General features: G+C 68.6%; 38 protein-coding genes. 35 read left to right on the forward strand and 3 right to left on the reverse strand.

Annotation, left to right across the window (positions count from 1 at the left end; genetic code table 11):
* Positions 1-33 precede the first annotated feature (33 nt).
* The 27 genes from rplB (at position 34) to truA (ending at position 15,537) form a co-directional block, all read left to right on the forward strand.
* Positions 34-870 (forward strand): 50S ribosomal protein L2, encoded by an 837-nt coding sequence (gene rplB, locus IG02_RS0104805; RefSeq protein ID WP_030742198.1) that lies wholly within the window; start codon positions 34-36, stop codon positions 868-870.
* 12 nt (positions 871-882) lie between these two features.
* Positions 883-1,164 (forward strand): 30S ribosomal protein S19, encoded by a 282-nt coding sequence (gene rpsS / locus IG02_RS0104810; RefSeq protein WP_030742199.1) that lies wholly within the window; start codon positions 883-885, stop codon positions 1,162-1,164.
* A 41-nt stretch (positions 1,165-1,205) separates the two neighbouring features.
* Positions 1,206-1,553 (forward strand): 50S ribosomal protein L22, encoded by a 348-nt coding sequence (rplV, locus tag IG02_RS0104815; RefSeq protein WP_004571827.1) that lies wholly within the window; start codon positions 1,206-1,208, stop codon positions 1,551-1,553.
* Positions 1,553-2,398: a 30S ribosomal protein S3 gene (gene rpsC / locus IG02_RS0104820; RefSeq protein WP_030742200.1), complete on the forward strand. Its 846-nt coding sequence runs from the start codon at positions 1,553-1,555 to the stop codon at positions 2,396-2,398. The genes rplV and rpsC overlap by 1 nt, the downstream gene beginning before the upstream one ends.
* Before the next feature lie 5 nt (positions 2,399-2,403).
* Complete coding sequence (rplP, locus tag IG02_RS0104825) at positions 2,404-2,823, forward strand: 50S ribosomal protein L16 (RefSeq protein WP_030742201.1); 420 nt, start codon at positions 2,404-2,406, stop codon at positions 2,821-2,823.
* Positions 2,823-3,047 (forward strand): 50S ribosomal protein L29, encoded by a 225-nt coding sequence (gene rpmC / locus IG02_RS0104830; protein WP_030742202.1) that lies wholly within the window; start codon positions 2,823-2,825, stop codon positions 3,045-3,047. Before rplP ends, rpmC begins: the two co-directional genes overlap by 1 nt.
* On the forward strand, positions 3,047-3,334 hold the full coding sequence (gene rpsQ / locus IG02_RS0104835) for a 30S ribosomal protein S17 (protein ID WP_030742204.1): 288 nt from the start codon (positions 3,047-3,049) through the stop codon (positions 3,332-3,334). The genes rpmC and rpsQ overlap by 1 nt, the downstream gene beginning before the upstream one ends.
* 133 nt (positions 3,335-3,467) lie before the next feature.
* The gene (gene rplN, locus IG02_RS0104840; RefSeq protein WP_003974257.1) at positions 3,468-3,836 is read left to right on the forward strand and encodes a 50S ribosomal protein L14; all 369 of its coding nucleotides are present in this window, start codon (positions 3,468-3,470) and stop codon (positions 3,834-3,836) included.
* A gap of 2 nt (positions 3,837-3,838) precedes the next feature.
* Positions 3,839-4,162: a 50S ribosomal protein L24 gene (rplX, locus tag IG02_RS0104845; RefSeq protein WP_030742207.1), complete on the forward strand. Its 324-nt coding sequence runs from the start codon at positions 3,839-3,841 to the stop codon at positions 4,160-4,162.
* Positions 4,162-4,722, forward strand: a complete 561-nt coding sequence (gene rplE, locus IG02_RS0104850) for a 50S ribosomal protein L5 (RefSeq protein ID WP_030742209.1) — start codon at positions 4,162-4,164, stop codon at positions 4,720-4,722. Before rplX ends, rplE begins: the two co-directional genes overlap by 1 nt.
* Before the next feature lie 2 nt (positions 4,723-4,724).
* Positions 4,725-4,910, forward strand: coding sequence for a type Z 30S ribosomal protein S14 (locus tag IG02_RS0104855; RefSeq protein ID WP_003948630.1), 186 nt, complete (start codon positions 4,725-4,727; stop codon positions 4,908-4,910).
* Positions 4,911-5,126: 216 nt separating this feature from the next.
* A complete protein-coding gene (gene rpsH, locus IG02_RS0104860) occupies positions 5,127-5,525 on the forward strand; it encodes a 30S ribosomal protein S8 (RefSeq protein ID WP_030742212.1) in 399 nt (132 codons plus the stop codon).
* A gap of 21 nt (positions 5,526-5,546) precedes the next feature.
* Positions 5,547-6,086, forward strand: a complete 540-nt coding sequence (gene rplF / locus IG02_RS0104865; RefSeq protein ID WP_030742213.1) for a 50S ribosomal protein L6 — start codon at positions 5,547-5,549, stop codon at positions 6,084-6,086.
* Between the two features lie 3 nt (positions 6,087-6,089).
* Positions 6,090-6,473, forward strand: coding sequence for a 50S ribosomal protein L18 (rplR, locus tag IG02_RS0104870; RefSeq protein ID WP_030742215.1), 384 nt, complete (start codon positions 6,090-6,092; stop codon positions 6,471-6,473).
* Positions 6,474-6,519: 46 nt separating this feature from the next.
* Positions 6,520-7,122: a 30S ribosomal protein S5 gene (rpsE, locus tag IG02_RS0104875; protein ID WP_030742217.1), complete on the forward strand. Its 603-nt coding sequence runs from the start codon at positions 6,520-6,522 to the stop codon at positions 7,120-7,122.
* Positions 7,122-7,304 carry a 50S ribosomal protein L30 gene (rpmD, locus tag IG02_RS0104880; RefSeq protein ID WP_030742219.1) on the forward strand — a complete coding sequence of 61 codons (183 nt, stop codon included), beginning with the start codon at positions 7,122-7,124 and terminating at the stop codon, positions 7,302-7,304. The genes rpsE and rpmD overlap by 1 nt, the downstream gene beginning before the upstream one ends.
* Before the next feature lies 1 nt (position 7,305).
* The gene (gene rplO, locus IG02_RS0104885; protein WP_030742221.1) at positions 7,306-7,761 is read left to right on the forward strand and encodes a 50S ribosomal protein L15; all 456 of its coding nucleotides are present in this window, start codon (positions 7,306-7,308) and stop codon (positions 7,759-7,761) included.
* 274 nt (positions 7,762-8,035) lie between these two features.
* Positions 8,036-9,355, forward strand: coding sequence for a preprotein translocase subunit SecY (gene secY / locus IG02_RS0104890; RefSeq protein ID WP_030742226.1), 1,320 nt, complete (start codon positions 8,036-8,038; stop codon positions 9,353-9,355).
* Positions 9,355-10,023: an adenylate kinase gene (locus IG02_RS0104895; protein WP_030742228.1), complete on the forward strand. Its 669-nt coding sequence runs from the start codon at positions 9,355-9,357 to the stop codon at positions 10,021-10,023. The genes secY and IG02_RS0104895 overlap by 1 nt, the downstream gene beginning before the upstream one ends.
* Before the next feature lie 168 nt (positions 10,024-10,191).
* Positions 10,192-11,028 carry a type I methionyl aminopeptidase gene (gene map, locus IG02_RS0104900; RefSeq protein ID WP_030742229.1) on the forward strand — a complete coding sequence of 279 codons (837 nt, stop codon included), beginning with the start codon at positions 10,192-10,194 and terminating at the stop codon, positions 11,026-11,028.
* Positions 11,029-11,211: 183 nt separating this feature from the next.
* A complete protein-coding gene (gene infA, locus IG02_RS0104905; RefSeq protein ID WP_003956442.1) occupies positions 11,212-11,433 on the forward strand; it encodes a translation initiation factor IF-1 in 222 nt (73 codons plus the stop codon).
* A gap of 58 nt (positions 11,434-11,491) precedes the next feature.
* Entirely contained in the window at positions 11,492-11,605 is a 114-nt protein-coding gene (gene rpmJ / locus IG02_RS0104910; protein WP_003956441.1) for a 50S ribosomal protein L36, read from the forward strand.
* A gap of 215 nt (positions 11,606-11,820) precedes the next feature.
* A complete protein-coding gene (rpsM, locus tag IG02_RS0104915) occupies positions 11,821-12,201 on the forward strand; it encodes a 30S ribosomal protein S13 (RefSeq protein ID WP_030742231.1) in 381 nt (126 codons plus the stop codon).
* A 66-nt stretch (positions 12,202-12,267) separates the two neighbouring features.
* Complete coding sequence (gene rpsK, locus IG02_RS0104920; protein ID WP_003948617.1) at positions 12,268-12,672, forward strand: 30S ribosomal protein S11; 405 nt, start codon at positions 12,268-12,270, stop codon at positions 12,670-12,672.
* Positions 12,673-12,893: 221 nt separating this feature from the next.
* The gene (locus IG02_RS0104925) at positions 12,894-13,916 is read left to right on the forward strand and encodes a DNA-directed RNA polymerase subunit alpha (RefSeq protein ID WP_003956430.1); all 1,023 of its coding nucleotides are present in this window, start codon (positions 12,894-12,896) and stop codon (positions 13,914-13,916) included.
* A gap of 104 nt (positions 13,917-14,020) precedes the next feature.
* On the forward strand, positions 14,021-14,551 hold the full coding sequence (gene rplQ / locus IG02_RS0104930; RefSeq protein ID WP_030742233.1) for a 50S ribosomal protein L17: 531 nt from the start codon (positions 14,021-14,023) through the stop codon (positions 14,549-14,551).
* Between the two features lie 98 nt (positions 14,552-14,649).
* Positions 14,650-15,537: a tRNA pseudouridine(38-40) synthase TruA gene (gene truA, locus IG02_RS0104935; protein ID WP_420707717.1), complete on the forward strand. Its 888-nt coding sequence runs from the start codon at positions 14,650-14,652 to the stop codon at positions 15,535-15,537.
* Between the two features lie 151 nt (positions 15,538-15,688).
* On the opposite strand, the gene IG02_RS0104940 is transcribed toward truA, so the two are convergent.
* The gene (locus IG02_RS0104940) at positions 15,689-16,690 is read right to left on the reverse strand and encodes a hypothetical protein (protein WP_078854201.1); all 1,002 of its coding nucleotides are present in this window, start codon (positions 16,688-16,690) and stop codon (positions 15,689-15,691) included.
* Positions 16,691-16,784: 94 nt separating this feature from the next.
* On the opposite strand from IG02_RS0104940, the gene IG02_RS0104945 reads away from it, so the two are divergent.
* The 6 genes from IG02_RS0104945 to IG02_RS0104970 all read left to right on the forward strand — a co-directional run bounded on the left by IG02_RS0104945 (position 16,785) and on the right by IG02_RS0104970 (position 22,214).
* Positions 16,785-18,404, forward strand: coding sequence for an ABC-F family ATP-binding cassette domain-containing protein (locus IG02_RS0104945; protein ID WP_030742238.1), 1,620 nt, complete (start codon positions 16,785-16,787; stop codon positions 18,402-18,404).
* Positions 18,405-18,778: 374 nt separating this feature from the next.
* On the forward strand, positions 18,779-19,222 hold the full coding sequence (gene rplM / locus IG02_RS0104950; RefSeq protein ID WP_030742240.1) for a 50S ribosomal protein L13: 444 nt from the start codon (positions 18,779-18,781) through the stop codon (positions 19,220-19,222).
* 42 nt (positions 19,223-19,264) lie between these two features.
* The gene (gene rpsI, locus IG02_RS0104955) at positions 19,265-19,783 is read left to right on the forward strand and encodes a 30S ribosomal protein S9 (protein ID WP_030742242.1); all 519 of its coding nucleotides are present in this window, start codon (positions 19,265-19,267) and stop codon (positions 19,781-19,783) included.
* 312 nt (positions 19,784-20,095) lie between these two features.
* Complete coding sequence (gene glmM / locus IG02_RS0104960) at positions 20,096-21,454, forward strand: phosphoglucosamine mutase (protein ID WP_030742244.1); 1,359 nt, start codon at positions 20,096-20,098, stop codon at positions 21,452-21,454.
* A gap of 80 nt (positions 21,455-21,534) precedes the next feature.
* Complete coding sequence (locus tag IG02_RS0104965) at positions 21,535-21,813, forward strand: hypothetical protein (RefSeq protein ID WP_030742245.1); 279 nt, start codon at positions 21,535-21,537, stop codon at positions 21,811-21,813.
* Positions 21,813-22,214, forward strand: coding sequence for a type II toxin-antitoxin system VapC family toxin (locus IG02_RS0104970; RefSeq protein ID WP_030742247.1), 402 nt, complete (start codon positions 21,813-21,815; stop codon positions 22,212-22,214). Before IG02_RS0104965 ends, IG02_RS0104970 begins: the two co-directional genes overlap by 1 nt.
* Here the strand turns inward: IG02_RS0104970 and IG02_RS41350 are convergent.
* Both IG02_RS41350 and IG02_RS0104975 read right to left on the reverse strand, forming a co-directional pair.
* Positions 22,204-22,353, reverse strand: coding sequence for a hypothetical protein (locus IG02_RS41350; RefSeq protein ID WP_158712235.1), 150 nt, complete (start codon positions 22,351-22,353; stop codon positions 22,204-22,206). The two genes, IG02_RS0104970 and IG02_RS41350, sit on opposite strands and share 11 nt — an antisense overlap.
* Positions 22,354-22,607: 254 nt before the next feature.
* Positions 22,608-23,108, reverse strand: a complete 501-nt coding sequence (locus tag IG02_RS0104975) for an ATP-binding protein (RefSeq protein WP_078854202.1) — start codon at positions 23,106-23,108, stop codon at positions 22,608-22,610.
* A 291-nt stretch (positions 23,109-23,399) separates the two neighbouring features.
* Between IG02_RS0104975 and IG02_RS0104980 the strand changes: the two genes are divergently transcribed.
* Positions 23,400-24,230, forward strand: coding sequence for a helix-turn-helix domain-containing protein (locus IG02_RS0104980; RefSeq protein WP_234314600.1), 831 nt, complete (start codon positions 23,400-23,402; stop codon positions 24,228-24,230).
* A gap of 3 nt (positions 24,231-24,233) precedes the next feature.
* On the forward strand, positions 24,234-24,449 hold the full coding sequence (locus IG02_RS0104985; RefSeq protein ID WP_030742254.1) for a DUF397 domain-containing protein: 216 nt from the start codon (positions 24,234-24,236) through the stop codon (positions 24,447-24,449).
* The last annotated feature ends 34 nt before the right edge of the window (positions 24,450-24,483 follow it).

Consider the following 24,483-nt stretch of genomic DNA (forward strand, 5'->3'; position numbering starts at 1 on the left):
TTCAGAAGTCCGGAATATTCCGAGGACTGAGAAATGGGTATCCGCAAGTACAAGCCGACGACTCCGGGCCGTCGTGGGTCCAGCGTCGCCGACTTTGTCGAGATCACGCGGTCCACGCCGGAGAAGTCGCTGGTCCGTCCCCTGCACAGCAAGGGCGGCCGTAACAACGCCGGTCGTGTGACCATGCGCCACCAGGGTGGCGGCCACAAGCGCGCCTACCGCGTGATCGACTTCCGTCGTCACGACAAGGACGGCGTGCCGGCCAAGGTCGCGCACATCGAGTACGACCCGAACCGCACCGCGCGCATCGCGCTCCTGCACTACGCGGACGGCGAGAAGCGCTACATCATCGCGCCGCGCGGCCTCGGCCAGGGCGACCGGGTGGAGAACGGCCCCACGGCCGACATCAAGCCCGGCAACAACCTGGCGCTGCGCAACATCCCGGTGGGTACGACCATCCACGCCATCGAGCTGCGGCCCGGCGGCGGCGCGAAGTTCGCCCGCTCCGCGGGTGCCTCCGTGCAGCTGCTGGCGAAGGAGGGCTCCATGGCCCACCTCCGCATGCCGTCGGGTGAGATCCGCCTGGTCGACGTCCGCTGCCGCGCCACCATCGGCGAGGTCGGCAACGCCGAGCAGTCGAACATCAACTGGGGCAAGGCCGGCCGCATGCGGTGGAAGGGCGTCCGCCCCTCCGTCCGCGGTGTCGCCATGAACCCGGTCGACCACCCGCACGGTGGTGGTGAGGGCAAGACCTCCGGTGGTCGCCACCCGGTCTCGCCCTGGGGTCAGAAGGAGGGTCGTACGCGTTCTCCCAAGAAGGCGAGCAACAAGTACATCGTCCGCCGCCGCAAGACGAACAAGAAGCGCTAGGAGCGGGTTCAGATGCCGCGCAGTCTCAAGAAGGGGCCCTTCGTCGACGACCACCTGATCAAGAAGGTGGATGTCCAGAACGAAGCCGGCACCAAGAACGTCATCAAGACCTGGTCCCGTCGCTCGATGATCGTCCCGGCCATGCTGGGCCACACGATCGCGGTGCACAACGGCAAGATCCATGTCCCGGTGTTCATCACCGAGTCCATGGTCGGCCACAAGCTCGGCGAGTTCTCGCCGACTCGCACCTTCCGCGGCCACGTCAAGGACGACCGGAAGTCGAAGCGCCGCTAAGCGGGGTGGAAACGACTATGACTCACACCGAAGGGACAACCATGGAAGCCAGGGCCCAGGCGCGGTACATCCGCGTCACGCCCATGAAGGCCCGCCGCGTGGTGGACCTCATCCGTGGCATGGACGCCACGGAGGCTCAGGCGGTCCTGCGTTTCGCCCCGCAGGCCGCGAGCGTGCCCGTCGGCAAGGTGCTGGACAGCGCCATCGCCAACGCCGCGCACAACTACGACCACACGGACGCCTCTTCGCTGGTCATCAGCGAGGCGTACGTGGACGAGGGCCCGACCCTGAAGCGGTTCCGGCCGCGCGCCCAGGGCCGTGCCTACCGGATCCGTAAGCGGACCAGCCACATCACCGTGGTCGTCAGCAGCAAGGAAGGAACCCGGTAATGGGCCAGAAGGTTAACCCGCACGGGTTCCGGCTCGGTGTCACCACGGACTTCAAGTCCCGCTGGTACGCCGACAAGCTGTACAAGGACTACGTCAAGGAAGACGTCGCCATTCGTCGCATGATGACGAAGGGCATGGAGCGGGCCGGCATCTCCAAGGTGGAGATCGAGCGCACCCGCGACCGCGTCCGCGTGGACATCCACACCGCGCGCCCGGGCATCGTCATCGGCCGCCGCGGCGCCGAGGCCGACCGCATCCGCGGCGAGCTGGAGAAGCTCACCGGCAAGCAGGTCCAGCTGAACATCCTCGAGGTCAAGAACCCCGAGGTGGACGCCCAGCTGGTGGCCCAGGCCGTCGCCGAGCAGCTGTCCTCCCGCGTCTCCTTCCGTCGCGCCATGCGCAAGAGCATGCAGTCGACGATGAAGGCCGGCGCCAAGGGCATCAAGATCCAGTGCGGTGGCCGTCTCGGCGGCGCCGAGATGTCCCGCTCGGAGTTCTACCGCGAGGGCCGCGTGCCCCTGCACACGCTCCGCGCGAACGTCGACTACGGCTTCTTCGAGGCCAAGACGACCTTCGGCCGCATCGGCGTGAAGGTCTGGATCTACAAGGGCGACGTCAAGAACATCGCCGAGGTGCGTGCCGAGAACGCCGCGGCCCGCGCCGGCAACCGTCCGGCCCGTGGCGGCGGCAGCGACCGTCCCGCCGGCCGCGGTGGCCGTGGCGGCGAGCGTGGCCGCGGCCGCAAGCCGCAGCAGAGCCAGCAGACCGAGGCCCCCAAGGCCGAGGCCACCGCTGCTCCGGCCGCCGAGGCGACGTCCTCTTCTACCGGCGGAACGGAGGCCTGACCGACATGCTGATCCCCCGTAGGGTCAAGCACCGCAAGCAGCACCACCCGAAGCGGACCGGTATGTCCAAGGGTGGTACGCAGGTTTCGTTCGGCGAGTACGGCATCCAGGCGCTGACCCCGGCGTACGTGACGAACCGCCAGATCGAGGCCGCGCGTATCGCGATGACCCGTCACATCAAGCGTGGCGGCAAGGTCTGGATCAACATCTACCCGGACCGTCCGCTCACCAAGAAGCCCGCCGAGACCCGCATGGGTTCCGGTAAGGGTTCCCCCGAGTGGTGGATCGCGAACGTCAAGCCCGGCCGGGTGATGTTCGAGCTGTCCTACCCGAACGAGAAGATTGCGCGTGAGGCGCTTACCCGCGCTGCTCACAAGCTTCCGATGAAGTGCCGGATCGTTCGGCGCGAGGCAGGTGAGTCGTGATGGCGGCCGTGACCAAGGCGTCCGAACTCCGCGAGCTGGGCAGCGAGGAGCTTGTCGCCAAGCTCCGCGAGGCCAAGGAAGAGCTGTTCAACCTCCGCTTCCAGGCGGCGACCGGTCAGCTCGAGAACCACGGTCGGCTGAAGGCCGTCCGGAAGGACATCGCGCGGATCTACACCCTGATGCGTGAGCGCGAGCTGGGCATCGAGACGGTGGAGAGCGCCTGATGAGCGAGAGCAACGTGACTGAGACCACGAAGACAGACCGCGGCTTCCGCAAGACCCGTGAGGGCCTGGTCGTCAGCGACAAGATGGACAAGACCGTCGTCGTCGCCGTCGAGGACCGCGTCAAGCACGCGCTGTACGGCAAGGTCATCCGCCGTACGAACAAGCTCAAGGCGCACGACGAGCAGAACGCCGCCGGCGTCGGCGACCGCGTCCTCCTGATGGAGACCCGGCCGCTGTCCGCCACCAAGCGGTGGCGCATCGTCGAGATCCTCGAGAAGGCCAAGTAACCCCCTGCCGGTCTGCCAACAGGGCACCGACCGGCATCAGTTCCGCCAGGCTCGGCGGGGGTCCGCGAGTCACTAGTCCGCTAGTCGACTCCCGGACCCCCGCCGGGAACCGGCAGACGATCAGGAGATAGACGTGATCCAGCAGGAGTCGCGACTGCGCGTCGCCGACAACACGGGTGCGAAGGAAATTCTCACCATCCGTGTTCTCGGTGGCTCGGGTCGCCGCTACGCGGGTATCGGTGACGTCATCGTCGCCACCGTGAAGGACGCGATCCCCGGTGGCAACGTGAAGAAGGGTGACGTCGTCAAGGCCGTCATCGTTCGCACCGTCAAGGAGCGCCGCCGTCCGGACGGCTCGTACATCCGCTTCGACGAGAACGCCGCCGTCATTCTGAAGAACGACGGCGACCCTCGCGGCACCCGTATCTTCGGCCCGGTGGGCCGTGAGCTGCGCGAGAAGAAGTTCATGAAGATCATCTCGCTCGCGCCGGAGGTGCTGTAAGCATGAAGATCAAGAAGGGCGACCTGGTCCAGGTCATCACCGGTAAGGACAAGGGCAAGCAGGGCAAGGTCATCGTGGCCTACCCGGCCAAGGACCGTGTCCTCGTCGAGGGTGTCAACCGGGTCAAGAAGCACACGAAGGCCGGTCAGACGGCTCGCGGCTCGCAGACGGGCGGCATCGTGACCACCGAGGCCCCGATCCACGTCAGCAACGTTCAGCTGGTCGTGGAGAAGGACGGCAAGAAGGTCGTCACGCGCGTCGGCTACCGTTTCGACGACGAGGGCAACAAGATCCGCGTTGCCAAGCGGACCGGTGAGGACATCTGATGACTGCCACCACCAACGCGCCGCGGCTCAAGCTGCGCTACCGCGAGGAGATCGCGGGCAAGCTGCGTGACGAGTTCAAGTACGAGAACGTCATGCAGACCCCCGGGCTCGTCAAGATCGTGGTCAACATGGGTGTGGGCGACGCCGCCCGCGACTCGAAGCTGATCGAGGGTGCCATCAAGGACCTCACCCAGATCACCGGCCAGAAGCCGTCCGTCACCAAGGCCCGGAAGTCCATCGCGCAGTTCAAGCTGCGCGAGGGTCAGCCGATCGGCTGCCACGTCACCCTCCGCGGTGACCGCATGTGGGAGTTCCTGGACCGTACGCTGTCGCTCGCGCTGCCGCGTATCCGTGACTTCCGCGGCCTGTCCCCGAAGCAGTTCGACGGCCGTGGCAACTACACGTTCGGTCTCACGGAGCAGGTCATGTTCCACGAGATCGACCAGGACAAGATCGACCGGGTCCGGGGCATGGACATCACCGTGGTCACCACGGCGACCAACGACGACGAGGGTCGTGCCCTCCTTCGTCACCTCGGCTTCCCGTTCAAGGAGAACTGACCGTGGCGAAGAAGGCTCTGATCGCTAAGGCCGCCCGCAAGCCGAAGTTCGGTGTGCGCGGTTACACCCGCTGCCAGCGCTGCGGCCGGCCCCACTCCGTCTACCGCAAGTTCGGCCTGTGCCGCGTGTGCCTCCGCGAGATGGCGCACCGTGGTGAGCTGCCGGGCGTGACCAAGAGCTCCTGGTAATTCCCGTTCCCACGGGAATCACCGGACGCTCTCGGTAAGCAATTCCGGGTTGGCGGAAGCCCACCTCCCCATGGCTTAGGCTTGGGGGGTTGGGCGCCCGCCGCCCGTGACGACTTACTACGCCGTAGGTCCCCGCACCGCACCCGTCCCGACCTGATTCGGGGAGAAGGACGGCGCATACAGGAAACCCCGGCGAGAGAGGCCGAAGGCCAATTCATGACCATGACTGATCCCATCGCAGACATGCTCACGCGTCTGCGCAACGCGAACTCGGCGTACCACGACGAGGTCGTGATGCCGCACAGCAAGATCAAGTCGCACATCGCGGAGATCCTCCAGCAGGAGGGCTTCATCACCGGCTGGAAGGTCGAGGACGCCGAGGTCGGCAAGAACCTCACCCTCGAGCTGAAGTTCGGCCCGAACCGCGAGCGCTCGATCGCCGGCATCAAGCGCATCTCGAAGCCGGGTCTGCGCGTGTACGCGAAGTCCACCAACCTGCCGAAGGTCCTCGGCGGCCTGGGCGTGGCGATCATCTCCACGTCCCACGGTCTCCTGACCGGCCAGCAGGCTCAGAAGAAGGGCGTAGGTGGGGAAGTCCTCGCCTACGTCTGGTAGTCGGGAACGGAGGAAAAGCTCATGTCGCGAATCGGCAAGCTCCCCATCCAGGTTCCCGCTGGTGTGGACGTCACCATCGACGGCCGCACGGTCGCGGTGAAGGGCCCCAAGGGTTCCCTCTCGCACACCGTCGCCGCGCCGATCGAGGTCTCCAAGGACGAGGACGGCCTGCTCAAGGTCTCCCGCCCGAACGACGAGCGTCAGAACAAGGCCCTGCACGGCCTGTCCCGCACGCTGGTGGCGAACATGATCACCGGCGTGACCACGGGATACACGAAGGCACTCGAGATCAGCGGTGTCGGTTACCGCGTCCAGGCCAAGGGCTCCAACCTGGAGTTCTCCCTGGGCTACAGCCACCCGATCCTGGTCGAGGCCCCCGAGGGCATCTCCTTCAAGGTCGAGTCGCCCACGAAGTTCTCGGTCGAGGGCATCGACAAGCAGAAGGTCGGCGAGGTCGCCGCGAACATCCGCAAGCTGCGGAAGCCCGACCCGTACAAGGCCAAGGGTGTCAAGTACGCCGGCGAGGTCATCCGCCGCAAGGTCGGAAAGGCGGGTAAGTAAGCCATGGCATACGGTGTGAAGATTGCCAAGGGCAAGGCCTACAAGGCCGCTGCCATCAAGCGCCGTCACATCCGCGTCCGCAAGAAGGTCTCGGGTACGCCGGAGCGTCCTCGTCTGGTCGTGACGCGCTCGAACCGCCACATGGTCGCCCAGGTCATCGACGACATCGCGGGCCACACGCTCGCGTCGGCGTCCACCCTGGACACCTCGATCCGCGGTGGCGAGGGCGACAAGAGCGCCCAGGCCAAGCAGGTCGGCTCCCTGGTCGCCGAGCGTGCCAAGGCGGCGGGCGTCGAGGCCGTCGTGTTCGACCGCGGTGGTAACCAGTACGCAGGGCGGATTGCCGCTCTGGCTGACGCCGCCCGCGAAGCCGGGCTGAAGTTCTAGTCCCGGCTCCCACGCACAGCGGACGTAACAGAGAGAGGTAAATCCAATGGCTGGACCCCAGCGCCGCGGCAGCGGCGCCGGTGGCGGCGAGCGGCGGGACCGGAAGGGTCGCGACGGTGGCGCTGCCGCCGAGAAGACCGCTTACGTCGAGCGCGTCGTCGCGATCAACCGCGTCGCCAAGGTCGTGAAGGGTGGTCGTCGCTTCAGCTTCACCGCGCTGGTCGTGGTGGGCGACGGTGACGGCACCGTGGGTGTCGGGTACGGCAAGGCGAAGGAGGTGCCGGCCGCCATCGCCAAGGGCGTTGAGGAGGCCAAGAAGCACTTCTTCAAGGTGCCGCGTATCCAGGGCACCATCCCGCACCCGATCCAGGGCGAGAAGGCCGCGGGCGTCGTCCTGCTCAAGCCGGCTTCCCCCGGTACCGGCGTCATCGCCGGTGGCCCGGTGCGTGCCGTGCTCGAGTGCGCGGGCGTGCACGACATCCTGTCGAAGTCGCTCGGCTCGGACAACGCGATCAACATCGTGCACGCGACGGTCGAGGCCCTCCGGGGTCTGCAGCGTCCCGAGGAGATCGCGGCCCGCCGCGGTCTGCCCCTCGAGGACGTGGCCCCCGCCGCACTGCTCCGTGCGCGTGCGGGAGCGGGTGCGTGATGGCCCGCCTCAAGATCACGCAGACGAAGTCGTACATCGGCAGCAAGCAGAACCACCGCGACACCCTGCGGACGCTCGGCCTGAAGAGGGTCGACGACGTGGTTGTCAAGGAGGACCGCCCCGAGTTCCGCGGCATGGTGCACACCGTCCGCCACCTCGTGACGGTTGAGGAGGTCGACTGACATGGCGGAGAGCAAGCCGCTGCGCGTCCACAACCTCCGTCCTGCCCCGGGCGCCAAGACCGCCAAGACCCGTGTCGGTCGTGGTGAGGCGTCCAAGGGTAAGACCGCAGGTCGTGGTACCAAGGGCACCAAGGCCCGTTACCAGGTTCCGGAGCGCTTCGAGGGTGGGCAGATGCCCCTCCACATGCGGCTCCCGAAGCTCAAGGGCTTCAAGAACCCGTTCCGCACCGAGTACCAGGTGGTGAACCTGGACAAGCTCGCGAGCCTCTACCCCGAAGGGGGCGAGGTCACGGTGGCCGACCTGGTCGCCAAGGGCGCGGTGCGCAAGAACAGCCTCGTCAAGGTCCTGGGCCAGGGCGAGATCTCCGTCGCGGTGCAGGTGTCGGTCGACGCCGTGTCCGGCTCCGCCAAGGAGAAGATCACCGCCGTCGGCGGTACCGTCACCGAGCTCGTCTGAGACAACTCGATGGCTTGAACATCCGACCGGGGATGCCTCTCAATCGGGGCATCCCCGGTTGGTCGTTCCAAGGGGGGCACTGTCGCCGGTAAGGTGGCGTGCATTGTTGCTGTAATGAAGCCGGAGGCTCGCCTCCGGACCGGGGGTTCGCCCCCGGACCCCCGCCGCGCGGCGCGTCCGCAAGGTTTCGCCGCGCGGTTCCGCTTGTTCCGTATCCGTCGAACCTCAAGACCGTCACCTCTGACGCGACAGCGCGGGGGTCGCAGGAGGCACCGTGCTCACCGCGTTCGCCCGGGCGTTCAAGACGCCCGACCTGCGCAAGAAGCTGCTCTTCACGCTGGGCATCATCGTGCTCTACCGGCTCGGGGCGCATGTCCCGGTCCCCGGTGTGAGTTACGAGAACGTCCAGATCTGTGTCGACGCGGCCCAGAAGGGCAACAACAGCCTGTTCGGCCTCGTGAACATGTTCAGCGGCGGGGCGCTGCTCCAGATCACGATCTTCGCGCTCGGCATCATGCCGTACATCACCGCGAGCATCATCCTCCAGCTGCTGACCGTGGTCATCCCGCGGCTGGAGGCCCTCAAGAAGGAGGGGCAGTCCGGCCAGGCCAAGATCACCCAGTACACCCGTTACCTGACGGTGGCCCTCGCGGTGCTCCAGGGCACCGGCCTGGTCGCCACCGCCCGCAGCGGCGCGCTGTTCAGCGGCTGCCCGGTGGCCTCGGAGATCGTGCCCGACCAGTCGATCTTCGTCACCGTCACCATGGTGATCACCATGACCGCGGGCACCGCGGCCGTCATGTGGCTCGGTGAGCTGATCACCGACCGCGGCATCGGCAACGGCATGTCCATCCTGATGTTCATCTCGATCGCGGCCGGCTTCCCCGGCGCCCTGTGGGCCATCAAGCAGAGCGGCACGCTCGCCAAGGGCTGGATCGAGTTCGGCACGGTCATCCTGATCGGCTTCGTCATGGTGGCGCTGGTGGTCTTCGTCGAGCAGGCCCAGCGCAGGATCCCCGTCCAGTACGCGAAGCGCATGATCGGCCGCCGCTCCTACGGCGGCACCTCGACCTACATCCCGCTCAAGGTCAACCAGGCGGGTGTGATCCCGGTCATCTTCGCGTCGTCCCTGCTCTACATCCCGGCCCTGGTCGCGCAGTTCTCCAACACGAACGCCGGCTGGAAGACCTGGATCGAGGCGCACTTCGTCAAGGGCGACCACCCGTACTACATCGCCTCGTACTTCCTCCTGATCGTTTTCTTCGCGTTCTTCTACGTGGCCATCTCGTTCAACCCCGAAGAAGTCGCGGACAACATGAAGAAGTATGGTGGCTTCATCCCGGGTATCCGGGCAGGTCGGCCGACCGCCGAGTACCTGAGCTACGTGCTCAACAGGATCACTTGGCCGGGCTCGCTGTACCTGGGGCTGATCGCTCTTGTTCCGACGATGGCGTTGGCGGGCTTCGGCGGTGCGAACCAGAACTTCCCGTTCGGCGGGACGAGCATCCTGATCATCGTGGGTGTGGGTCTGGAGACCGTGAAGCAGATCGAGAGCCAGCTTCAGCAGCGCAACTATGAAGGGTTCCTCCGCTGATGCGAATCGTCCTCGTCGGACCGCCCGGTGCCGGCAAGGGAACGCAGGCCGCGTACCTCGCCAAGAACCTGTCGATCCCGCACATCTCCACGGGTGACCTCTTCCGCGCCAACATCAGCCAGGGCACGCCCCTCGGCAAGCAGGCGAAGGCGTACATGGACGCCGGGAACCTGGTGCCCGACGAGGTCACCATCGCGATGGCGCAGGACCGCATGGCCCAGCCCGACGCGGAGAACGGCTTCCTCCTGGACGGTTTCCCGCGCAACGTCTCGCAGGCCGAGGCGCTGGACCGGGCGCTGGCCGGTGACGGCGTGCACCTGGACGCGGTGCTCGACCTGGAGGTCCCCGAGGACGAGGTCGTCAAGCGGATCGCGGGCCGCCGCATCTGCCGGAAGAACAGCGCGCACGTCTTCCACGAGTCGTACAGCCCGCCCAAGGAGCCGGGCGTCTGCGACGCCTGCGGCGGTGAGCTGTACCAGCGGGACGACGACTCCGAGGCGACCGTACGGACCCGGCTCGAGGTCTACCACACGCAGACCGAGCCGATCATCGACCACTACAAGGCCCAGGGTCTGGTGGTCACCATCTCCGCGCTCGGCAAGGTCACCGAGGTGACCGAGCGCGCGATGGCGGCGCTGGAGCGGGCCGGGACCGCGCAGCAGAAGTAAGGCGCCGAGGGGCCGCGGGGCCCGGCGGCGCACGCGCGAAGCATCCGCGTACGAACGACTACGGCCGTGGCGCCTCAACGGGCACCACGGCCGTAGTCTTGGCCAAAGCGTGACGCCCTACCGGGGGCGTCCTGGTCGCCGCAGAAGGTGGAAGGCACAGACATGGGCATGGTGGAGATCAAGACTCCCGAGCAGATCGCGAAGATGCGCGAGGCGGGACTGGTCGTCGCCGCCGTGCACGCGGCCACCGCGGAGGCCGCCGTGCCGGGCGCCACCACCAAGGACCTGGACCAGATCGCCCGCAAGGTGCTGGCCGACCACGGCGCGAAGCCGAACTTCCTCGGCTACGGCGGCTTCCCCGCGACCATCTGCACCTCGGTCAACGAGGTCGTCGTGCACGGCATCCCGGACGACGAGACAGTGCTCAAGGACGGCGACATCATCTCCGTCGACGCGGGCGCCATCATCGACGGCTGGCACGGCGACGCGGCCTTCACCGCGTTCGTCGGCACCGGCCACGCCCCGGAGCTGGTCGAGCTGTCCCGGGTGACCGAGGAGTCGATGTGGGCCGGCATCGCGGCCATGCGGGGCGGCAACCGGCTGGTGGACATCTCCCGCGCCATCGAGACGTACGTCCGCCGCCAGCCGCGCCCGGGCGGCGGCAAGTACGGGATCATCGAGGAGTACGGCGGTCACGGCATCGGCTCCCAGATGCACATGGACCCGCACCTGCTGAACTACGTCACGCGCAAGCGCGGCAAGGGCCCGCGCCTGGTCCCGGGCCTCTGCCTGGCCATCGAGCCCATGATCTCGCTCGGTACGGCGAAGACGAAGGTGCTGGCGGACGAGTGGACGGTCGTCACGACCGACGGCTCCTGGTCCTCGCACTGGGAGCACTCGGTGGCGCTCACGGAGGAGGGCCCGCTGGTGCTCACCGCGCCGGACGGCGGCAGGGCCAGGCTGGCGGAGCTGGGCGTGACGGCGGCGCCGGACCCGCTGGCATAGGGCCCGCCCCGCCGGCGTACCGGGCCGGGAGTCGTCCGCATAAGGATCTCCCGCGCTGGGCACACTTCCCTGATTCGTCTTTTCGAGTGTGCTGCCGTAGACTGACGCGTCGGTTCTGGTGTACCCGTATGTCCGTATGCGGCTGCCGGAGTCGATCAAGGTAGCCGATTCGAAGGGCGAAGCGTGGCCAAGAAGCAAGGTGCCATCGAAATTGAGGGCACCGTGATCGAGTCCCTCCCGAACGCCATGTTCAAGGTGGAGCTCCAGAACGGTCACAAGGTCCTCGCGCACATCAGCGGCAAGATGCGGATGCACTACATCCGGATCCTCCCCGATGACCGGGTCGTGGTGGAGCTCTCTCCGTACGACCTGACGCGTGGCCGGATCGTCTACCGATACAAGTAGATCTTGCCGACGTCCCCTCGCGGGGGGCGTCCGCACTGACCCGGAGAACCTCAATCCCATGAAGGTCAAGCCGAGCGTCAAGAAGATCTGCGACAAGTGCAAGGTGATCCGCCGCCACGGCCGGGTCATGGTCATCTGCGACAACCTGCGCCACAAGCAGCGCCAGGGCTGACGCACGTACGACCGCCTGCCTTCAGCAGAACTTCGCGCGACGCGAGCAACATCGTAAATACGCAGTGTCCGACAGCCGTACACCGGCGGTCGACACCTCCGGCGGAGGCCGGAGACCCGGGCCACCGGTCCCGTCCCGTTCACGCTTCGGGCGTCCGGCACGGTCCCCGGGACAGAGACTGCGGAAGACCTCCGAATCAATCCCAGGAGCCATGAATGGCACGCCTCGCAGGCGTTGACCTCCCGCGCGACAAGCGCGTCGAGGTCGCCCTCACCTACGTCTTCGGTATCGGGCGCACCCGGTCCAAGGAGACCCTCGCCGCCACCGGTGTGAGCCCGGACACCCGGGTCCGCGACCTCGCCGAGGAAGACCTCGTCAAGATCCGCGAGTACGTGGACGCGAACCTCAAGACCGAGGGTGACCTCCGTCGCGAGATCGCCGCCGACATCCGCCGCAAGGTCGAGATCGGCTGCTACCAGGGTCTGCGTCACCGCCGCGGCCTGCCGGTGCACGGTCAGCGCACCAGCACGAACGCCCGTACCCGCAAGGGTCCGCGTCGCGCCATCGCCGGTAAGAAGAAGCCGGGCAAGAAGTAGTCCTCAGCGACACGCCACCAGCGGTCTTCGCTGTAGGACCGACCACCTCCACGCAGGAGTAAAGACATGCCTCCTAAGGGCCGTCAGGGCGCAGCCAAGAAGGTGCGCCGCAAGGAAAAGAAGAACGTCGCTCACGGGCACGCCCACATCAAGAGCACGTTCAACAACACGATCGTCTCGATCACCGACCCCACGGGCAATGTGATCTCCTGGGCCTCGGCCGGCCACGTCGGCTTCAAGGGCTCGCGCAAGTCCACCCCCTTCGCCGCGCAGATGGCCGCCGAGTCGGCCGCCCGCCGCGCGCAGGAGCACGGCATGCGCAAGGTCGACGTCTTCGTCAAGGGTCCCGGCTCCGGCCGTGAGACCGCGATCCGCTCGCTCCAGGCCACCGGCCTGGAGGTGGGCTCGATCCAGGACGTCACCCCCACCCCGCACAACGGGTGCCGGCCGCCGAAGCGCCGCCGCGTCTGACGTCCGGCCCGCCTCGGCGGGGTGTCCGGCTGGGGGTGTGGGGGTCGTCCCCCACAAGATCGCAGTACGGGTGCCGGCCGCCGAAGCGCCGCCGCGTCTGACTCTGTTCCCCTCGTAGAGGGGGACGGCTCGCGGGCGGCACGGCGCTTCGGTGCCGTGCCGCCCGTACCCTTGTTTCCGTTGGCATCAAATAGCGGGTGCCAAGACTGGAGGACCGCACCATGCTTATCGCTCAGCGTCCGTCGTTGACCGAAGAGGTCGTCGACGAGTACCGCTCCCGGTTCGTGATCGAGCCGCTGGAGCCCGGCTTCGGCTACACGCTCGGCAACTCTCTCCGCCGTACGCTCCTCTCCTCGATCCCCGGTGCCGCCGTCACCAGCATCCGGATCGACGGGGTCCTGCACGAGTTCACCACCGTGCCGGGCGTCAAGGAGGACGTCACCGACCTGATCCTCAACATCAAGCAGCTGGTCGTCTCCTCGGAGCACGACGAGCCGGTCGTGATGTACCTGCGCAAGCAGGGCCCGGGTCTGGTCACCGCCGCCGACATCGCCCCGCCGGCCGGCGTCGAGGTCCACAACCCGGACCTCGTCCTCGCCACCCTGAACGGCAAGGGCAAGCTGGAGATGGAGCTGACCGTCGAGCGCGGTCGCGGCTACGTCTCCGCCGTCCAGAACAAGCAGGTGGGCCAGGAGATCGGCCGGATCCCGGTCGACTCCATCTACTCCCCGGTGCTCAAGGTCACGTACAAGGTCGAGGCGACCCGTGTCGAGCAGCGCACCGACTTCGACAAGCTGATCGTCGACGTCGAGACCAAGCAGGCCATGCGGCCGCGCGACGCCATGGCGTCCGCCGGCAAGACGCTGGTCGAGCTGTTCGGTCTGGCGCGCGAGCTCAACATCGACGCCGAGGGCATCGACATGGGCCCGTCGCCGACGGACGCCGCGCTCGCCGCCGACCTGGCGCTGCCGATCGAGGAGCTGGAGCTCACGGTCCGCTCGTACAACTGCCTCAAGCGCGAGGGTATCCACTCCGTGGGTGAGCTGGTGGCGCGTTCCGAGGCCGACCTGCTCGACATCCGCAACTTCGGCGCGAAGTCGATCGACGAGGTCAAGGCGAAGCTGGCCGGCATGGGCCTGGCGCTCAAGGACAGCCCGCCCGGATTCGACCCCACGGCCGCAGCGGACGCGTTCGGCGCGGACGACGACGCGGACGCGGGCTTCGTGGAGACCGAGCAGTACTGAAACACCTCCGGAGCGTCAGCTCCGGGTTCCGGCGGGTAATCGCCCGTCCGGGAACTGACACCGGTACCTGATACGGCCGGTGCAGATACGAAGGAGTCACACCCATGCCGAAGCCCACCAAGGGTGCCCGTCTGGGCGGCAGCGCCGCGCACGAGAAGCTGCTCCTCGCGAACCTCGCGAAGGCGCTCTTCGAGCACGGCCGCATCACCACGACCGAGGCCAAGGCCCGCCGCCTGCGCCCCGTCGCGGAGCGCTTCATCACCAAGGCGAAGAAGGGCGACATCCACAACCGTCGCCAGGTGCTGCGGTCGATCACGGACAAGAGCGTCGTGCACACGCTCTTCACCGAGATCGCCCCGCGCTACGAGAACCGCCCCGGTGGTTACACGCGCATCACCAAGATCGGCAACCGTCGTGGCGACAACGCCCCGATGGCGGTCATCGAGCTGGTCGAGGCCCTGACCGTGGCCCAGCAGGCCACCGGTGAGGCCGAGGCCGCGACGAAGCGCGCGGTCAAGGAGGACGCCCTCAAGAAGGACGAGGCTCCGGCCGAGACCGTCGAGGACGCCGCTCCGGCCGAGGCGGAGGCCGACGCCGAGGACGCCAAGGACGCGGCCGGGTCCAAGGACGCCTGAGCGTTCCGGGACGCCTGACCGGTATCGAACCGACGGCTGACGGACGGGCCCGCTCCCTCACGGGGGCGGGCCCGTTTCGCCGTGAAAGGAGCCACGAGGTGGACGAGGTGCACGAGGTGAACGACGGCGTCCACGGCCCGGCGGCCGGGCACGTCCGGGTGCGGCTGGACCTCGGCTACGACGGCAGGGACTTCTCCGGGTGGGCCCGGCAGACCAGCCGGCGCACGGTCCAGGGGGAGATCGAGGACGCGCTGCGTACGGTGACGCGGTCCGCGCGCCGCTACGAGCTGACCGTCGCCGGCCGCACCGACGCGGGTGTGCACGCGCGCGGCCAGGTGGCCCACGTCGACCTGCCCGAGGACGTCTGGGCCGAGCACCGCGAGAAGCTGCTGAGGCGGCTCGCGGGGCGGCTGAGCCACGACGTACGCGTCTGGCGCGTCGCCGAGGCACCGGCGGGCTTCGACGCCCGGTTCTCGGCCGTCTGGCGGCGCTACGCGTACCGGGTGGTGGACCAGCCGGGCGGGGTCGACCCGCTGCTGCGCGGCCACGTGCTCTGGCACGACTGGCCGCTGGACGTCGCGGCGATGAACGCGGCGTCGGCGGGGCTGCTCGGGGAGCACGACTTCGCGGCGTACTGCAAGAAGCGCGACGGTGCCACGACCATCCGCACGCTCCAGCGGCTGGAGTGGGAGCGGGACGCGCACGGGGTGATCACCGCGACCGTGCGGGCCGACGCCTTCTGCCACAACATGGTGCGCTCGCTGGTCGGCGCGCTGCTGTTCGTGGGGGACGGGCACCGGCCGGTGGACTGGCCGGCGAAGGTGCTGGCGGCGGGTGTGCGGGACTCGGCGGTCCACGTCGTACGGCCGCACGGGCTGACGCTGGAGGAGGTCGGCTACCCGGCGGACGACCTGCTGGCGGCGCGCAACCGGGAGGCGCGCAACAAGCGGACGCTGGGCGGCGGGCCGGGACCGGGCTGCTGCTGACCGGCCGCCGGCCCGGCCCCCGGGCGGAGGCGGTACGTTCCCGCGCGCGTGCCTTTCGGCGTATCGGCGTATGCCGCTTCCGCGTACGGCCGCTTCCGCGTACGGCCCCCCCTGCGCGGGCCGTCGCGGCCCGGCGCCGCGTCCGTGGCCGCTACCGGCTCACCGGAGCCGTCGCCGCCGCGGACGCCTGCGCCTTGCCGCGGGCCACGATCTGACGGAACGTGAACTCGGCGATGTCGTCACCGGCCGTGAAGACCGGCTTGTCCGAGGTCGTGACGTTCCTGCCACTGGTCCAGCCGGCCACCGTGAAGTACACGTACCGGCCGTAGGAGTTGGTGGTCTTGCGGCAGACCGAGGGGGCCCGGCAGAAGGTCGGCACGTCCTCGCCCGACAGGGAGGCGATGCCGCCGTTCGCCTGGTCCTTGGCCTTCAGCGCCTGCGCCTCCTGGGGGAAGAGCGCGACTCCGACGGTGACGGCGACCCCGTCCTTGCTGTACGTGGCGCGTATGACCTCGTCGCAGCTGTTGGCGGCGAGGATGGAACCGAGCGAACCCTGGGCGGCCGCCGCGCAGTTGGTGGTGGTCGTCGTCGGGCCCTTCTCGTAGGCGCGCCCGCCCATGGTGAGCTTCCGGCCGGGGTAGAGCGTGTCGGCGCCGATCGGGGCCCTGTCCTTGTCCGCGCTGGAGACGAAGTCCTTGGGGTCCGGCGGGGGCAGCGGGTCGGCGGAGGGGAAGGCGGGCCCGGAGGCGCCGCTCTCGTCGGGCAGTATCTCGCCCGCCGTGGGCAGTTCGCTGCCGCTCGCGCCGGTGGCCCGGTTCTTGCCGTTGTCGTTCGTGGACACCACGGCGGTGGCCACGATCGCGGCGACGGTGACGGTCGCGAGCGCGCCGCCGCCGATCAGCATCCAGCGCTTGCGGCGGGTGCGTTGCGCGGTGGCGTCGGCCATCGCGGCCCAGTCCGGGGTGTTGTGCGCGTCGCGCGATTCATAGGTGTCGCGCGAGGTGAACGGGTCCTGGCCGTAGGGATCCTGCTGTCCGTAGGAAGGATCCTGCGGTCCGTAGGGAGTCTGCCGGCCGTAGGGGCCCGGTCCGTACGGGTCATCTCCTGGAGAACCGGGGCCGCCCCAGGAGGGCCCCCCTTGCCCAAAGCTCATGCCGCGCAGTTTAAGGCCGCCGAGCCGTGCCCCGCGCCCCATGGGAGAGGAAACCGGTTGGGCGCCAGGGCCCTGTCGCCCCCACAATGCGGGCATGGGACATGTGGAGGCCGCGCACCTGGAGTACTACCTGCCCGACGGGAGGGTGCTGCTCGCCGATGCCTCGTTCCGGGTCGGGGAGGGCTCCGTCGTCGCGCTCGTCGGGGCCAACGGCGCGGGCAAGACGACATTGCTGCGGCTGATCGCGGGGGAACTGCGCCCGCACGGCGGCACGGTCACGGTCAGCGGCGGGCTCGGGGTGATGCCCCAGTTCGTGGGGTCGGTACGGGACGAGCGGACGGTCCGCGACCTGCTGGTCTCCGTCGCGCAGCCGCGACTGCGCGAGGCCGCGGCCGCCGTGGACGAGGCCGAGCACGCGATCATGACGGTCGACGACGAGGCCGCGCAGATGGCGTACGCGCAGGCGCTCAGCGACTGGGCCGAGGCGCGCGGCTACGAGGCCGAGACGCTCTGGGACATGTGCACGACGGCGGCGCTCGGCGTCCCGTACGAGAAGGCCCAGTGGCGCCAGGTGCGCACGCTGAGCGGCGGCGAGCAGAAGCGGCTGGTGCTGGAGGCGCTGCTGCGCGGGCCGGACGAGGTGCTGCTGCTGGACGAGCCGGACAACTATCTGGACGTCCCCGGCAAGCGGTGGCTGGAGGAGCGGCTGCGCCAGACCCGTAAGACGGTCCTGTTCATCTCGCACGACCGGGAGCTGCTGGCCGGCGCCGCCGAGAAGATCGTCAGCGTGGAGCCGGGCCCCGCCGGATCGGACGTGTGGGTGCACGGCGGCGGGTTCCGTACGTACCACGAGGCGCGCCGGGAGCGGTTCGCCCGGTTCGAGGAGCTGAAGCGGCGCTGGGAGGAGAAGCACGCGCAGCTCAAGCGGCTGGTGCTGGACCTGCGGCAGGCGGCCTCGGTCAGCCACGAGATGGCGTCGCGGTACGCGGCGGCGCAGACCCGGCTGCGCAAGTTCGAGGAGGCGGGCCCGCCGCCGGAGCCGCCGCGCGAGCAGGAGATCACCATGCGGCTGCGCGGTGGCCGTACCGGCGTACGGGCCGTGACCTGCGCGGATCTGGAGCTGACCGGCCTGATGAAGCCGTTCTCGCTGGAGATCTTCTACGGCGAGCGGGTGGCGGTGCTGGGCTCGAACGGCTCGGGGAAGTCGCACTTCCTGCGGCTGCTGGCGGGGGAGGACGTCGCCCACACCGGGGCGTGGAAGCTGGGCGCGCGGGTGGTGCCAGGACACTTCGCGCAGACGCACGCCCACCCGGAACTGCTGGGCCGGGCGCTGGTGGACATCCTCTGGACCGAGCACGCCCGGGACCGGGGCGCGGCGATGAGCGCGCTGCGCCGGTACGAGCTGGCGGGCCAGGGCGACCAGCGCTTCGACAAGCTCTCGGGCGGGCAGCAGGCGCGGTTCCAGATCCTGCTGCTGGAGCTGGCGGGCACGACGGCGCTGCTGCTGGACGAGCCGACGGACAACCTGGACCTGGAGTCGGCGGAGGCGTTGCAGGACGGCCTGGAGGCGTACGAGGGGACGGTCCTCGCGGTGACGCACGACCGCTGGTTCGCTCGTTCGTTCGACAGGTATCTGGTGTTCGGCTCGGACGGGGTGGTCCGGGAGGCGACGGAGCCGGTGTGGGACGAGCGGAGGGTGGTGCGCGAGCGGTAGGAGCCGTCGGACCCGTGACCGCTCGTAACCTTCCGTGGTCGTACGTGGCCGGAGTCGCGCCCGTACATGGCCGGAGTCGCGCCCGCACGGCGGGCCCGGGCCCGCCGCCGGCTCCCGGGCCGGGGCCGTTTTGACCCGCCGACGTGCCCGACGGTATTCTGCTGGTTCGTTATGCGTATTGGCTTGGTTCGTTCTCACGCGAAGGGCCCTTACGCCGGTCCACCGGTCCGATGACCAGCGGCAGGAAACGGTTTGCGTCCCCGTACGCCTGCCAGGGCTGTTGTGATCGTTCGGGTGGCCTTGTCAGGACCCGTCCCCCGAGCCCTGCCGGGCTGGGGGGAGACCCCAATACTGAAGAAGCGAAGGCTACGACCGTGCGTACGTACAGCCCCAAGCCCGGCGATGTGACGCGCCAGTGGCACATCATCGACGCGCAGGACATCGTCCTGGGCCGTCTGGCGACCACCGCCGCAACCCTTCTCCGGGGCAAGCACAAGCCGATCTACGCGCCCCACGTCGACACCGGTGACTTCGTCGTCATCATCAACGCCGACAAGGTGCACCTGTCCGGCAACAAGCGGACCCAGAAGATGGCGTACCGCCACTCCGGTTACCCGGGTGGTCTGCGCTCCGTCCGCTACGACGAGCTGCTTGCGAAGAGCCCCGAGAAGGCCGTCGAGAAGGCCGTCAAGGGCATGCTCCCGAAGAACTCCCTGGGCCGTCAGATGCTCTCGAAGCTGAAGGTCTACGCGGGTGACCAGCACCCGCACGGCGCTCAGCAGCCGGTCCCGTTCGAGATCACCCAGGTCGCGCAGTAATCCCGGCCATCCCCTAAGACGAAAAGAAATCTGAGGAGCATCGTGGCCGAGACCACTGTTGAGACCCCCGTCGAGGGCGAAGAGAACTTCGCCGAGGTGACGACGTTCGAGTCCGAGGCGCCCGTCGAGGGCGAGTACACGTCCGAGTCCCTGGCGTCCCGCTTCGGCGACCCGCAGCCGGCCGCCGGCCTGGGCCGCCGGAAGAACGCCATCGCCCGTGTCCGGATCGTCCCGGGCACCGGCAAGTGGAAGATCAACGGTCGCACCCTTGAGGACTACTTCCCCAACAAGGTGCACCAGCAGGAAGTCAACGAGCCCTTCAAGGTGCTCGAGCTCGACAACCGCTACGACGTCATCGCCCGCATCTCCGGCGGCGGCGTCTCCGGCCAGGCCGGCGCGCTGCGCCTCGGCGTGGCCCGCGCGCTGAACGAGGCGGACGTGGACAACAACCGCCCCGCGCTGAAGAAGGCCGGCTTCCTGAGCCGCGACGACCGCGCGGTCGAGCGCAAGAAGGCCGGTCTGAAGAAGGCCCGCAAGGCGCCGCAGTACAGCAAGCGCTAAATCCACCGGGGTATTACCCACCCCGGCGGTATCGCTCGCTGGCCGTACGTACAGGCTTTACGGCCCCATGGGCCGTACGGCCCGCACGGACCGCATGGTCCGGACCGCATGGTCCGCACAGGCCATATGGTCCAACGGGCCATATGGCCTCTTACGGCACCCGTTCGCCCCGGCGGCACTCCGTGCTGCCGGGGCGTTCGTTTTCTTGGTTACTCGGGCGTATAACAGCATTAAGCGCTCAAGGGTTTTCATTTTCGGAGCATTTTCGCTCGGGGCGGTATGCGCTCCGAGCTGTTTTTCGGAGGGAGAGCTGTGGGACGACTCTTCGGTACGGACGGCGTGCGCGGCGTGGCCAACGCCGACCTGACGGCGGAGCTGGCGCTCGGGCTGTCGGTCGCGGCGGCGCATGTGCTCGCCGAGGTGGGGACGTTCGAGGGGCACCGGCCCACGGCGGTGGTCGGACGAGATCCGCGCGCCTCGGGCGAGTTCCTGGAGGCCGCGGTGGTGGCGGGGCTGGCCAGCGCGGGCGTGGACGTCCTGCGCGTCGGCGTGCTGCCCACACCGGCCGTGGCCTACCTCACCGGCGTGCTGGGGGCGGACCTCGGGGTGATGCTCTCCGCGAGCCACAACGCCATGCCCGACAACGGGATCAAGTTCTTCGCGCGCGGCGGGCACAAACTCGCCGACGAACTGGAGGACAGGATCGAGACCCTGTACGAGCAGCACCGCACGGGTGAGCCGTGGGAGCGGCCGACCGGGGCGGGCGTGGGCCGAGTCCGTACGTACGACGAAGGTTTCGATCAGTACGTGGCACACCTGATCGGGGTGCTGCCGAACCGGCTGGACGGGCTGAAGGTCGTCCTGGACGAGGCGCACGGCGCGGCGGCCCGGGTCTCGCCGGAGGCGTTCGCGCGGGCCGGCGCCGAGGTCATCACGATCGGGGCCGAGCCGGACGGCCTGAACATCAACGACGGCTACGGCTCCACCCACCTGGACCACCTCAAGGCCGCCGTGGTCGAGCACGGCGCGGACTTCGGCATCGCCCATGACGGCGACGCGGACCGCTGCCTGGCCGTGGACGGCGTGGGCGAGGAGATCGACGGCGACCAGATCCTCGCCGTGCTGGCCCTGTCGATGCGCGAGGCGGGCACCTTGCGCGGCAACGCGGTCGTCGCGACGGTGATGTCCAACCTGGGCTTCAAGACGGCGATGGAGCGCGAGGGCATCCATCTGGTGGAGACGGCGGTCGGTGACCGTTACGTACTGGAGTCGATGAAGGAGCACGGCTACGCCCTGGGCGGGGAGCAGTCGGGCCACGTCATCGTGCTGGACCACGCCACGACCGGCGACGGCACCCTGACGGGCCTGATGCTGGCGGCCCGCGTGGCCGCCACCGGCCGTTCGCTGGCCGACCTGGCGGGCGTGATGCGGCGGCTGCCGCAGGTGCTGATCAACGTGCCGGACGTCGACAGGTCCCGGGTGAACACGTCCGCCGAGCTGACCGCGGCGGTCGCGGAGGCGGAGAGCGACCTGGGCACGACCGGCCGCGTCCTGCTCCGCCCGTCGGGCACGGAGCCGCTGGTCCGGGTGATGGTCGAGGCGGCCGACATCGAACAGGCCCGCGCGGTGGCGGGCCGGCTGGCGGACGCGGTGAAGTCGGCGCTGGGCTGAGACGGACGGACGGTCCGGGCGGCGGAGCCGCGCAGCGCCGCCCGGACCCGTTCTACGACTTCGTCTATTAGAATCGCTGTATGGGTGATGACACGAGCTTCGGTATTGGTGAAGGACCGACGGCGAACGTCTCCGTGAGTCTGCACACCGGGAACATCTCCGCAGTGCGGGCCCGGGTCGGAAAGCGCGGTTTCAGCGCCTACGTCGATGCGGCCGTACAGCGGCAGATCGAGCGTGACAACCTCGCGGAACTCCTCGCGGAGCACGAGGCCACGCACGGCCCCTTCACTCGGGACGAGATCGACGCCGCGCGCGGTCTGCTGCGCGGCGACGACCAGGCCCCCGGGCACGCGGCCTGATGAGGCGGCAAGGGGGAACCCTCGTCCTGGACAGCGAGGGACTGTCCAAGGTCACGAGGAACGACCGCCACGTCATGGCTCTGGTCCAAGGGGCCTGGGACGAGGACATGCGGGTGGTGGTCAGTGTGCTGACCCTGATCGAGGCGCACCACGAACGAGTGAACCGCGCCCGATTCGACTGGGCGGTCTCCCGGCTGGTGGTCGAGCCGGTCAGTGAGGCGATCGGCCGTAAGGCCATGGCTCTGCTGCGGGACGCGGGCTTGCACGGTCACAAGTACGCCATCGATGCGGTGGTCGCGGCTACCGCCTTGCACGCCCAGGGGCCGACGGTCGTTCTCACCTCGGACCCCGAGGACTTGGAAGTGCTGTGCGGTGGTGGCGTACGTGTCGTCAAGGTCTGACCTTGTGCCAAGGATACGGGTCGGTGGCCCTCGTCGGCGCCGTGGTGCGCTGAGCTTCGGGGTCCGCGCCGGACGTGAGTGAGGGGCCGTACCCGTAGCCCAGGGCGACGAGGATCGCGGCTGTCGCCAGGCTGGTCATGGTTACCTCCCGCAGTACCTGACGCCGATCCGGCGGGGGAGTGCGCCGACGAGGGCTCACTTCGTCGCGTCCGTACGGGGCCGGCACTCGGGGACGCAGCCCACAGGCTGAAGGCGAAGCCCCTGTACCGCACCTCACCGAGCACCCGGCCCTTCGCCCTCAGTTCGCGTCCGCACCGCGCGCAGTTGACGGCCATCTGCTGCCGGGGCGTCAGTCGGTCCGGCTCCGGCGGGGAGCCCCCCCCGGCCACCCGCTCACTCCCTGCCGTCCTTCTCCGGGCACAGCTCCACGTACACCCGCTTCCCGCGCCGCAGGAGTTCCGTTCCCCACCGGTCGGCCAGCGCCTCGATCACCACGAGGCCGCGCCCGTCTTCCGTGCCGGTCTCCGCGTCGGCGTCCGTGGCGCGGTGTGCGGGTGGTGTGCGGGACGTGTCCATGACGGCCACTCGGATCCGCTCCGGTTCGGGCAGCGAGACCTGTACCCGTACCAGCCGACTCCCGCTGTGCCGTACGGAATTGCCGATCAGCTCGGAGACGACGAGCGCGGCGGCGTCCGCGAGCCCCGGCAGGCCCCAGGCGGTACACGCGGCAGTCACCAGGAGCCGGGCCCGGCGCGCGGATTCGGGGGTGCAGGGCAGGGTCTGGCTGTAGGCGGGGTGCCCGAGGGGGGAGGGGGCGGCGCCGAGTGCCGGGGCGGTTCTTGTGCGGGAGCTCTGGACGGGACGGCGTGCGGGGTTGTTGGGGGGAAGGTGCATGGGATCTCCCGGCGGCGGTTCTGACGCGTGGGCACACCCCTGAAGAGGGGGTTTGCTTGCCCGCTACTGTGCGTGAGCGTTCGGTGACTCGCTCCAGCGTGGGGTGTGGTGAAGGTAATCAGCAAGGTGAAGTGGGTATCCCGCATGAATTGGTATATGTGATCGAACGCGCTCAAGTCTGTGCATGGGGGGCATAAGGCGTCAGACTCACGACAGGTGCCGCGACGCGGCAGGCTCTCTCACCACGGAGGTACACACGTGGCAGCTCCGACGGGACCTACGGTCCGGCGTATGCAACTCGGCTGGGAGCTGAGGCAGTTACGGAACAAAGCCGGATTCACCCTGGCTCAGGCGGTGGACGGGTTGACGTTCTCACCCTCCAAGCTGCAACGCGTGGAGAACGGGCTGACCGGCCTGCCGAAGGTCCAGGATCTACGGGTCCTGCTCGACCGCTACGGTGTCCACGACGAGGAGGACGTGGACTTCCTGGTCGAGGTCCACCGTGATTCGGTGAACCGAGGATGGTGGTCCGTCTACCGGAGTGTGCTGCCGTCCGGCATGGGGATGTACATCGGCCTGGAGAGCGGTGCCCGTTCGGTTCGCACGTGGCATCCGAACGTGGTCTCCGGCCTGTTGCAGACCGAGCGATACGCACGCGAGATGTTCCAGGCCGCCAAGCCGGTCGAGGAGACGTCGACGGAGTTCGTGGAGCGTCACATTCGTATCCGTATGGAGCGGAAGGAAGCCCTGACCCGCACGGAACGTCCGCTGGAGCTGTCGGCCGTCCTGGACGAGGCCGCGCTGAGAAGGGTGATCGGTGGCACCGACGTGATGCGTGAGCAGTACGAGGAGATCATCGCGCTCGCCCGCCACGACAACGTGACGGTCCAGATCCTCCCCATGGGTATCGCTACGTACCGGAGCAGCTTCAACTTCAACCTGCTGGATTTCGCGACACCCCTTCCGGCGGTCGTCCAGGTCGACGCGGCCGACGGATCGAACATCAGCGACAAGGACACGACCGTCTGGTCCTTTTCCCGCAGGTTCGACGCCCTGCGAGCGGGCGCCCTCGCTCCGAGCGAGACGCCCACCTTCCTGCAACGACTAGCCCGAGAGATCTGACTCATGACGCATCGCATAGCAATCGACGTCGCCCCCGAACCGGCCTGGTTCAAGTCCTCGTACAGCTCGGAGAACGGCACCGCCTGCGTCGAGGTCGCCGACCTCACCCGCACCGGCCGGGTGGGCGTTCGCGACTCCAAGGACAAGAGCGGCCCCGCTCTGGTCGTCCCGGCCGCCGCGTGGGCCGAGTTCATCGCGGGCGCCCGGTCGGGCTTCTGACGCGAGGCCGCGCGAGGCCGCCCGGGCGGGCTGT

The organism is Streptomyces sp. NRRL F-5135 (assembly GCF_000719775.1).
Taxonomy (GTDB): Bacteria; Actinomycetota; Actinomycetes; order Streptomycetales; family Streptomycetaceae; genus Streptomyces; species Streptomyces hebeiensis.

Excerpts from the sequence above, each read along its gene's own strand:
- IG02_RS0104925 (WP_003956430.1), top strand. The coding sequence starts at position 12,894 with ATGCTTATCGCTCAGCGTCCGTCGTTGACCGAAGAGGTCGTCGACGAG.
- rpmD (WP_030742219.1), top strand. The coding sequence starts at position 7,122 with ATGGCCCGCCTCAAGATCACGCAGACGAAGTCGTACATCGGCAGCAAG.
- IG02_RS0104975 (WP_078854202.1), bottom strand. The coding sequence starts at position 23,108 with ATGCACCTTCCCCCCAACAACCCCGCACGCCGTCCCGTCCAGAGCTCC.
- IG02_RS0104970 (WP_030742247.1), top strand. The coding sequence starts at position 21,813 with ATGAGGCGGCAAGGGGGAACCCTCGTCCTGGACAGCGAGGGACTGTCC.
- rplE (WP_030742209.1), top strand. The coding sequence starts at position 4,162 with ATGACTGCCACCACCAACGCGCCGCGGCTCAAGCTGCGCTACCGCGAG.
- IG02_RS0104965 (WP_030742245.1), top strand. The coding sequence starts at position 21,535 with ATGGGTGATGACACGAGCTTCGGTATTGGTGAAGGACCGACGGCGAAC.
- rplB (WP_030742198.1), top strand. The coding sequence starts at position 34 with ATGGGTATCCGCAAGTACAAGCCGACGACTCCGGGCCGTCGTGGGTCC.
- rpsS (WP_030742199.1), top strand. The coding sequence starts at position 883 with ATGCCGCGCAGTCTCAAGAAGGGGCCCTTCGTCGACGACCACCTGATC.
- rplV (WP_004571827.1), top strand. The coding sequence starts at position 1,206 with ATGGAAGCCAGGGCCCAGGCGCGGTACATCCGCGTCACGCCCATGAAG.
- IG02_RS0104980 (WP_234314600.1), top strand. The coding sequence starts at position 23,400 with ATGCAACTCGGCTGGGAGCTGAGGCAGTTACGGAACAAAGCCGGATTC.
- rpsC (WP_030742200.1), top strand. The coding sequence starts at position 1,553 with ATGGGCCAGAAGGTTAACCCGCACGGGTTCCGGCTCGGTGTCACCACG.
- IG02_RS0104895 (WP_030742228.1), top strand. The coding sequence starts at position 9,355 with ATGCGAATCGTCCTCGTCGGACCGCCCGGTGCCGGCAAGGGAACGCAG.
- rplF (WP_030742213.1), top strand. The coding sequence starts at position 5,547 with ATGTCGCGAATCGGCAAGCTCCCCATCCAGGTTCCCGCTGGTGTGGAC.
- rplQ (WP_030742233.1), top strand. The coding sequence starts at position 14,021 with ATGCCGAAGCCCACCAAGGGTGCCCGTCTGGGCGGCAGCGCCGCGCAC.
- rplR (WP_030742215.1), top strand. The coding sequence starts at position 6,090 with ATGGCATACGGTGTGAAGATTGCCAAGGGCAAGGCCTACAAGGCCGCT.
- IG02_RS0104940 (WP_078854201.1), bottom strand. The coding sequence starts at position 16,690 with ATGAGCTTTGGGCAAGGGGGGCCCTCCTGGGGCGGCCCCGGTTCTCCA.
- rplX (WP_030742207.1), top strand. The coding sequence starts at position 3,839 with ATGAAGATCAAGAAGGGCGACCTGGTCCAGGTCATCACCGGTAAGGAC.
- rpsQ (WP_030742204.1), top strand. The coding sequence starts at position 3,047 with ATGAGCGAGAGCAACGTGACTGAGACCACGAAGACAGACCGCGGCTTC.
- rpmJ (WP_003956441.1), top strand. The coding sequence starts at position 11,492 with ATGAAGGTCAAGCCGAGCGTCAAGAAGATCTGCGACAAGTGCAAGGTG.
- IG02_RS0104945 (WP_030742238.1), top strand. The coding sequence starts at position 16,785 with ATGGGACATGTGGAGGCCGCGCACCTGGAGTACTACCTGCCCGACGGG.
- rpsE (WP_030742217.1), top strand. The coding sequence starts at position 6,520 with ATGGCTGGACCCCAGCGCCGCGGCAGCGGCGCCGGTGGCGGCGAGCGG.
- rplP (WP_030742201.1), top strand. The coding sequence starts at position 2,404 with ATGCTGATCCCCCGTAGGGTCAAGCACCGCAAGCAGCACCACCCGAAG.
- map (WP_030742229.1), top strand. The coding sequence starts at position 10,192 with ATGGTGGAGATCAAGACTCCCGAGCAGATCGCGAAGATGCGCGAGGCG.
- rpmC (WP_030742202.1), top strand. The coding sequence starts at position 2,823 with ATGGCGGCCGTGACCAAGGCGTCCGAACTCCGCGAGCTGGGCAGCGAG.
- IG02_RS41350 (WP_158712235.1), bottom strand. The coding sequence starts at position 22,353 with ATGACCAGCCTGGCGACAGCCGCGATCCTCGTCGCCCTGGGCTACGGG.
- IG02_RS0104985 (WP_030742254.1), top strand. The coding sequence starts at position 24,234 with ATGACGCATCGCATAGCAATCGACGTCGCCCCCGAACCGGCCTGGTTC.
- rpsK (WP_003948617.1), top strand. The coding sequence starts at position 12,268 with ATGCCTCCTAAGGGCCGTCAGGGCGCAGCCAAGAAGGTGCGCCGCAAG.
- rpsM (WP_030742231.1), top strand. The coding sequence starts at position 11,821 with ATGGCACGCCTCGCAGGCGTTGACCTCCCGCGCGACAAGCGCGTCGAG.
- rplO (WP_030742221.1), top strand. The coding sequence starts at position 7,306 with ATGGCGGAGAGCAAGCCGCTGCGCGTCCACAACCTCCGTCCTGCCCCG.
- rpsH (WP_030742212.1), top strand. The coding sequence starts at position 5,127 with ATGACCATGACTGATCCCATCGCAGACATGCTCACGCGTCTGCGCAAC.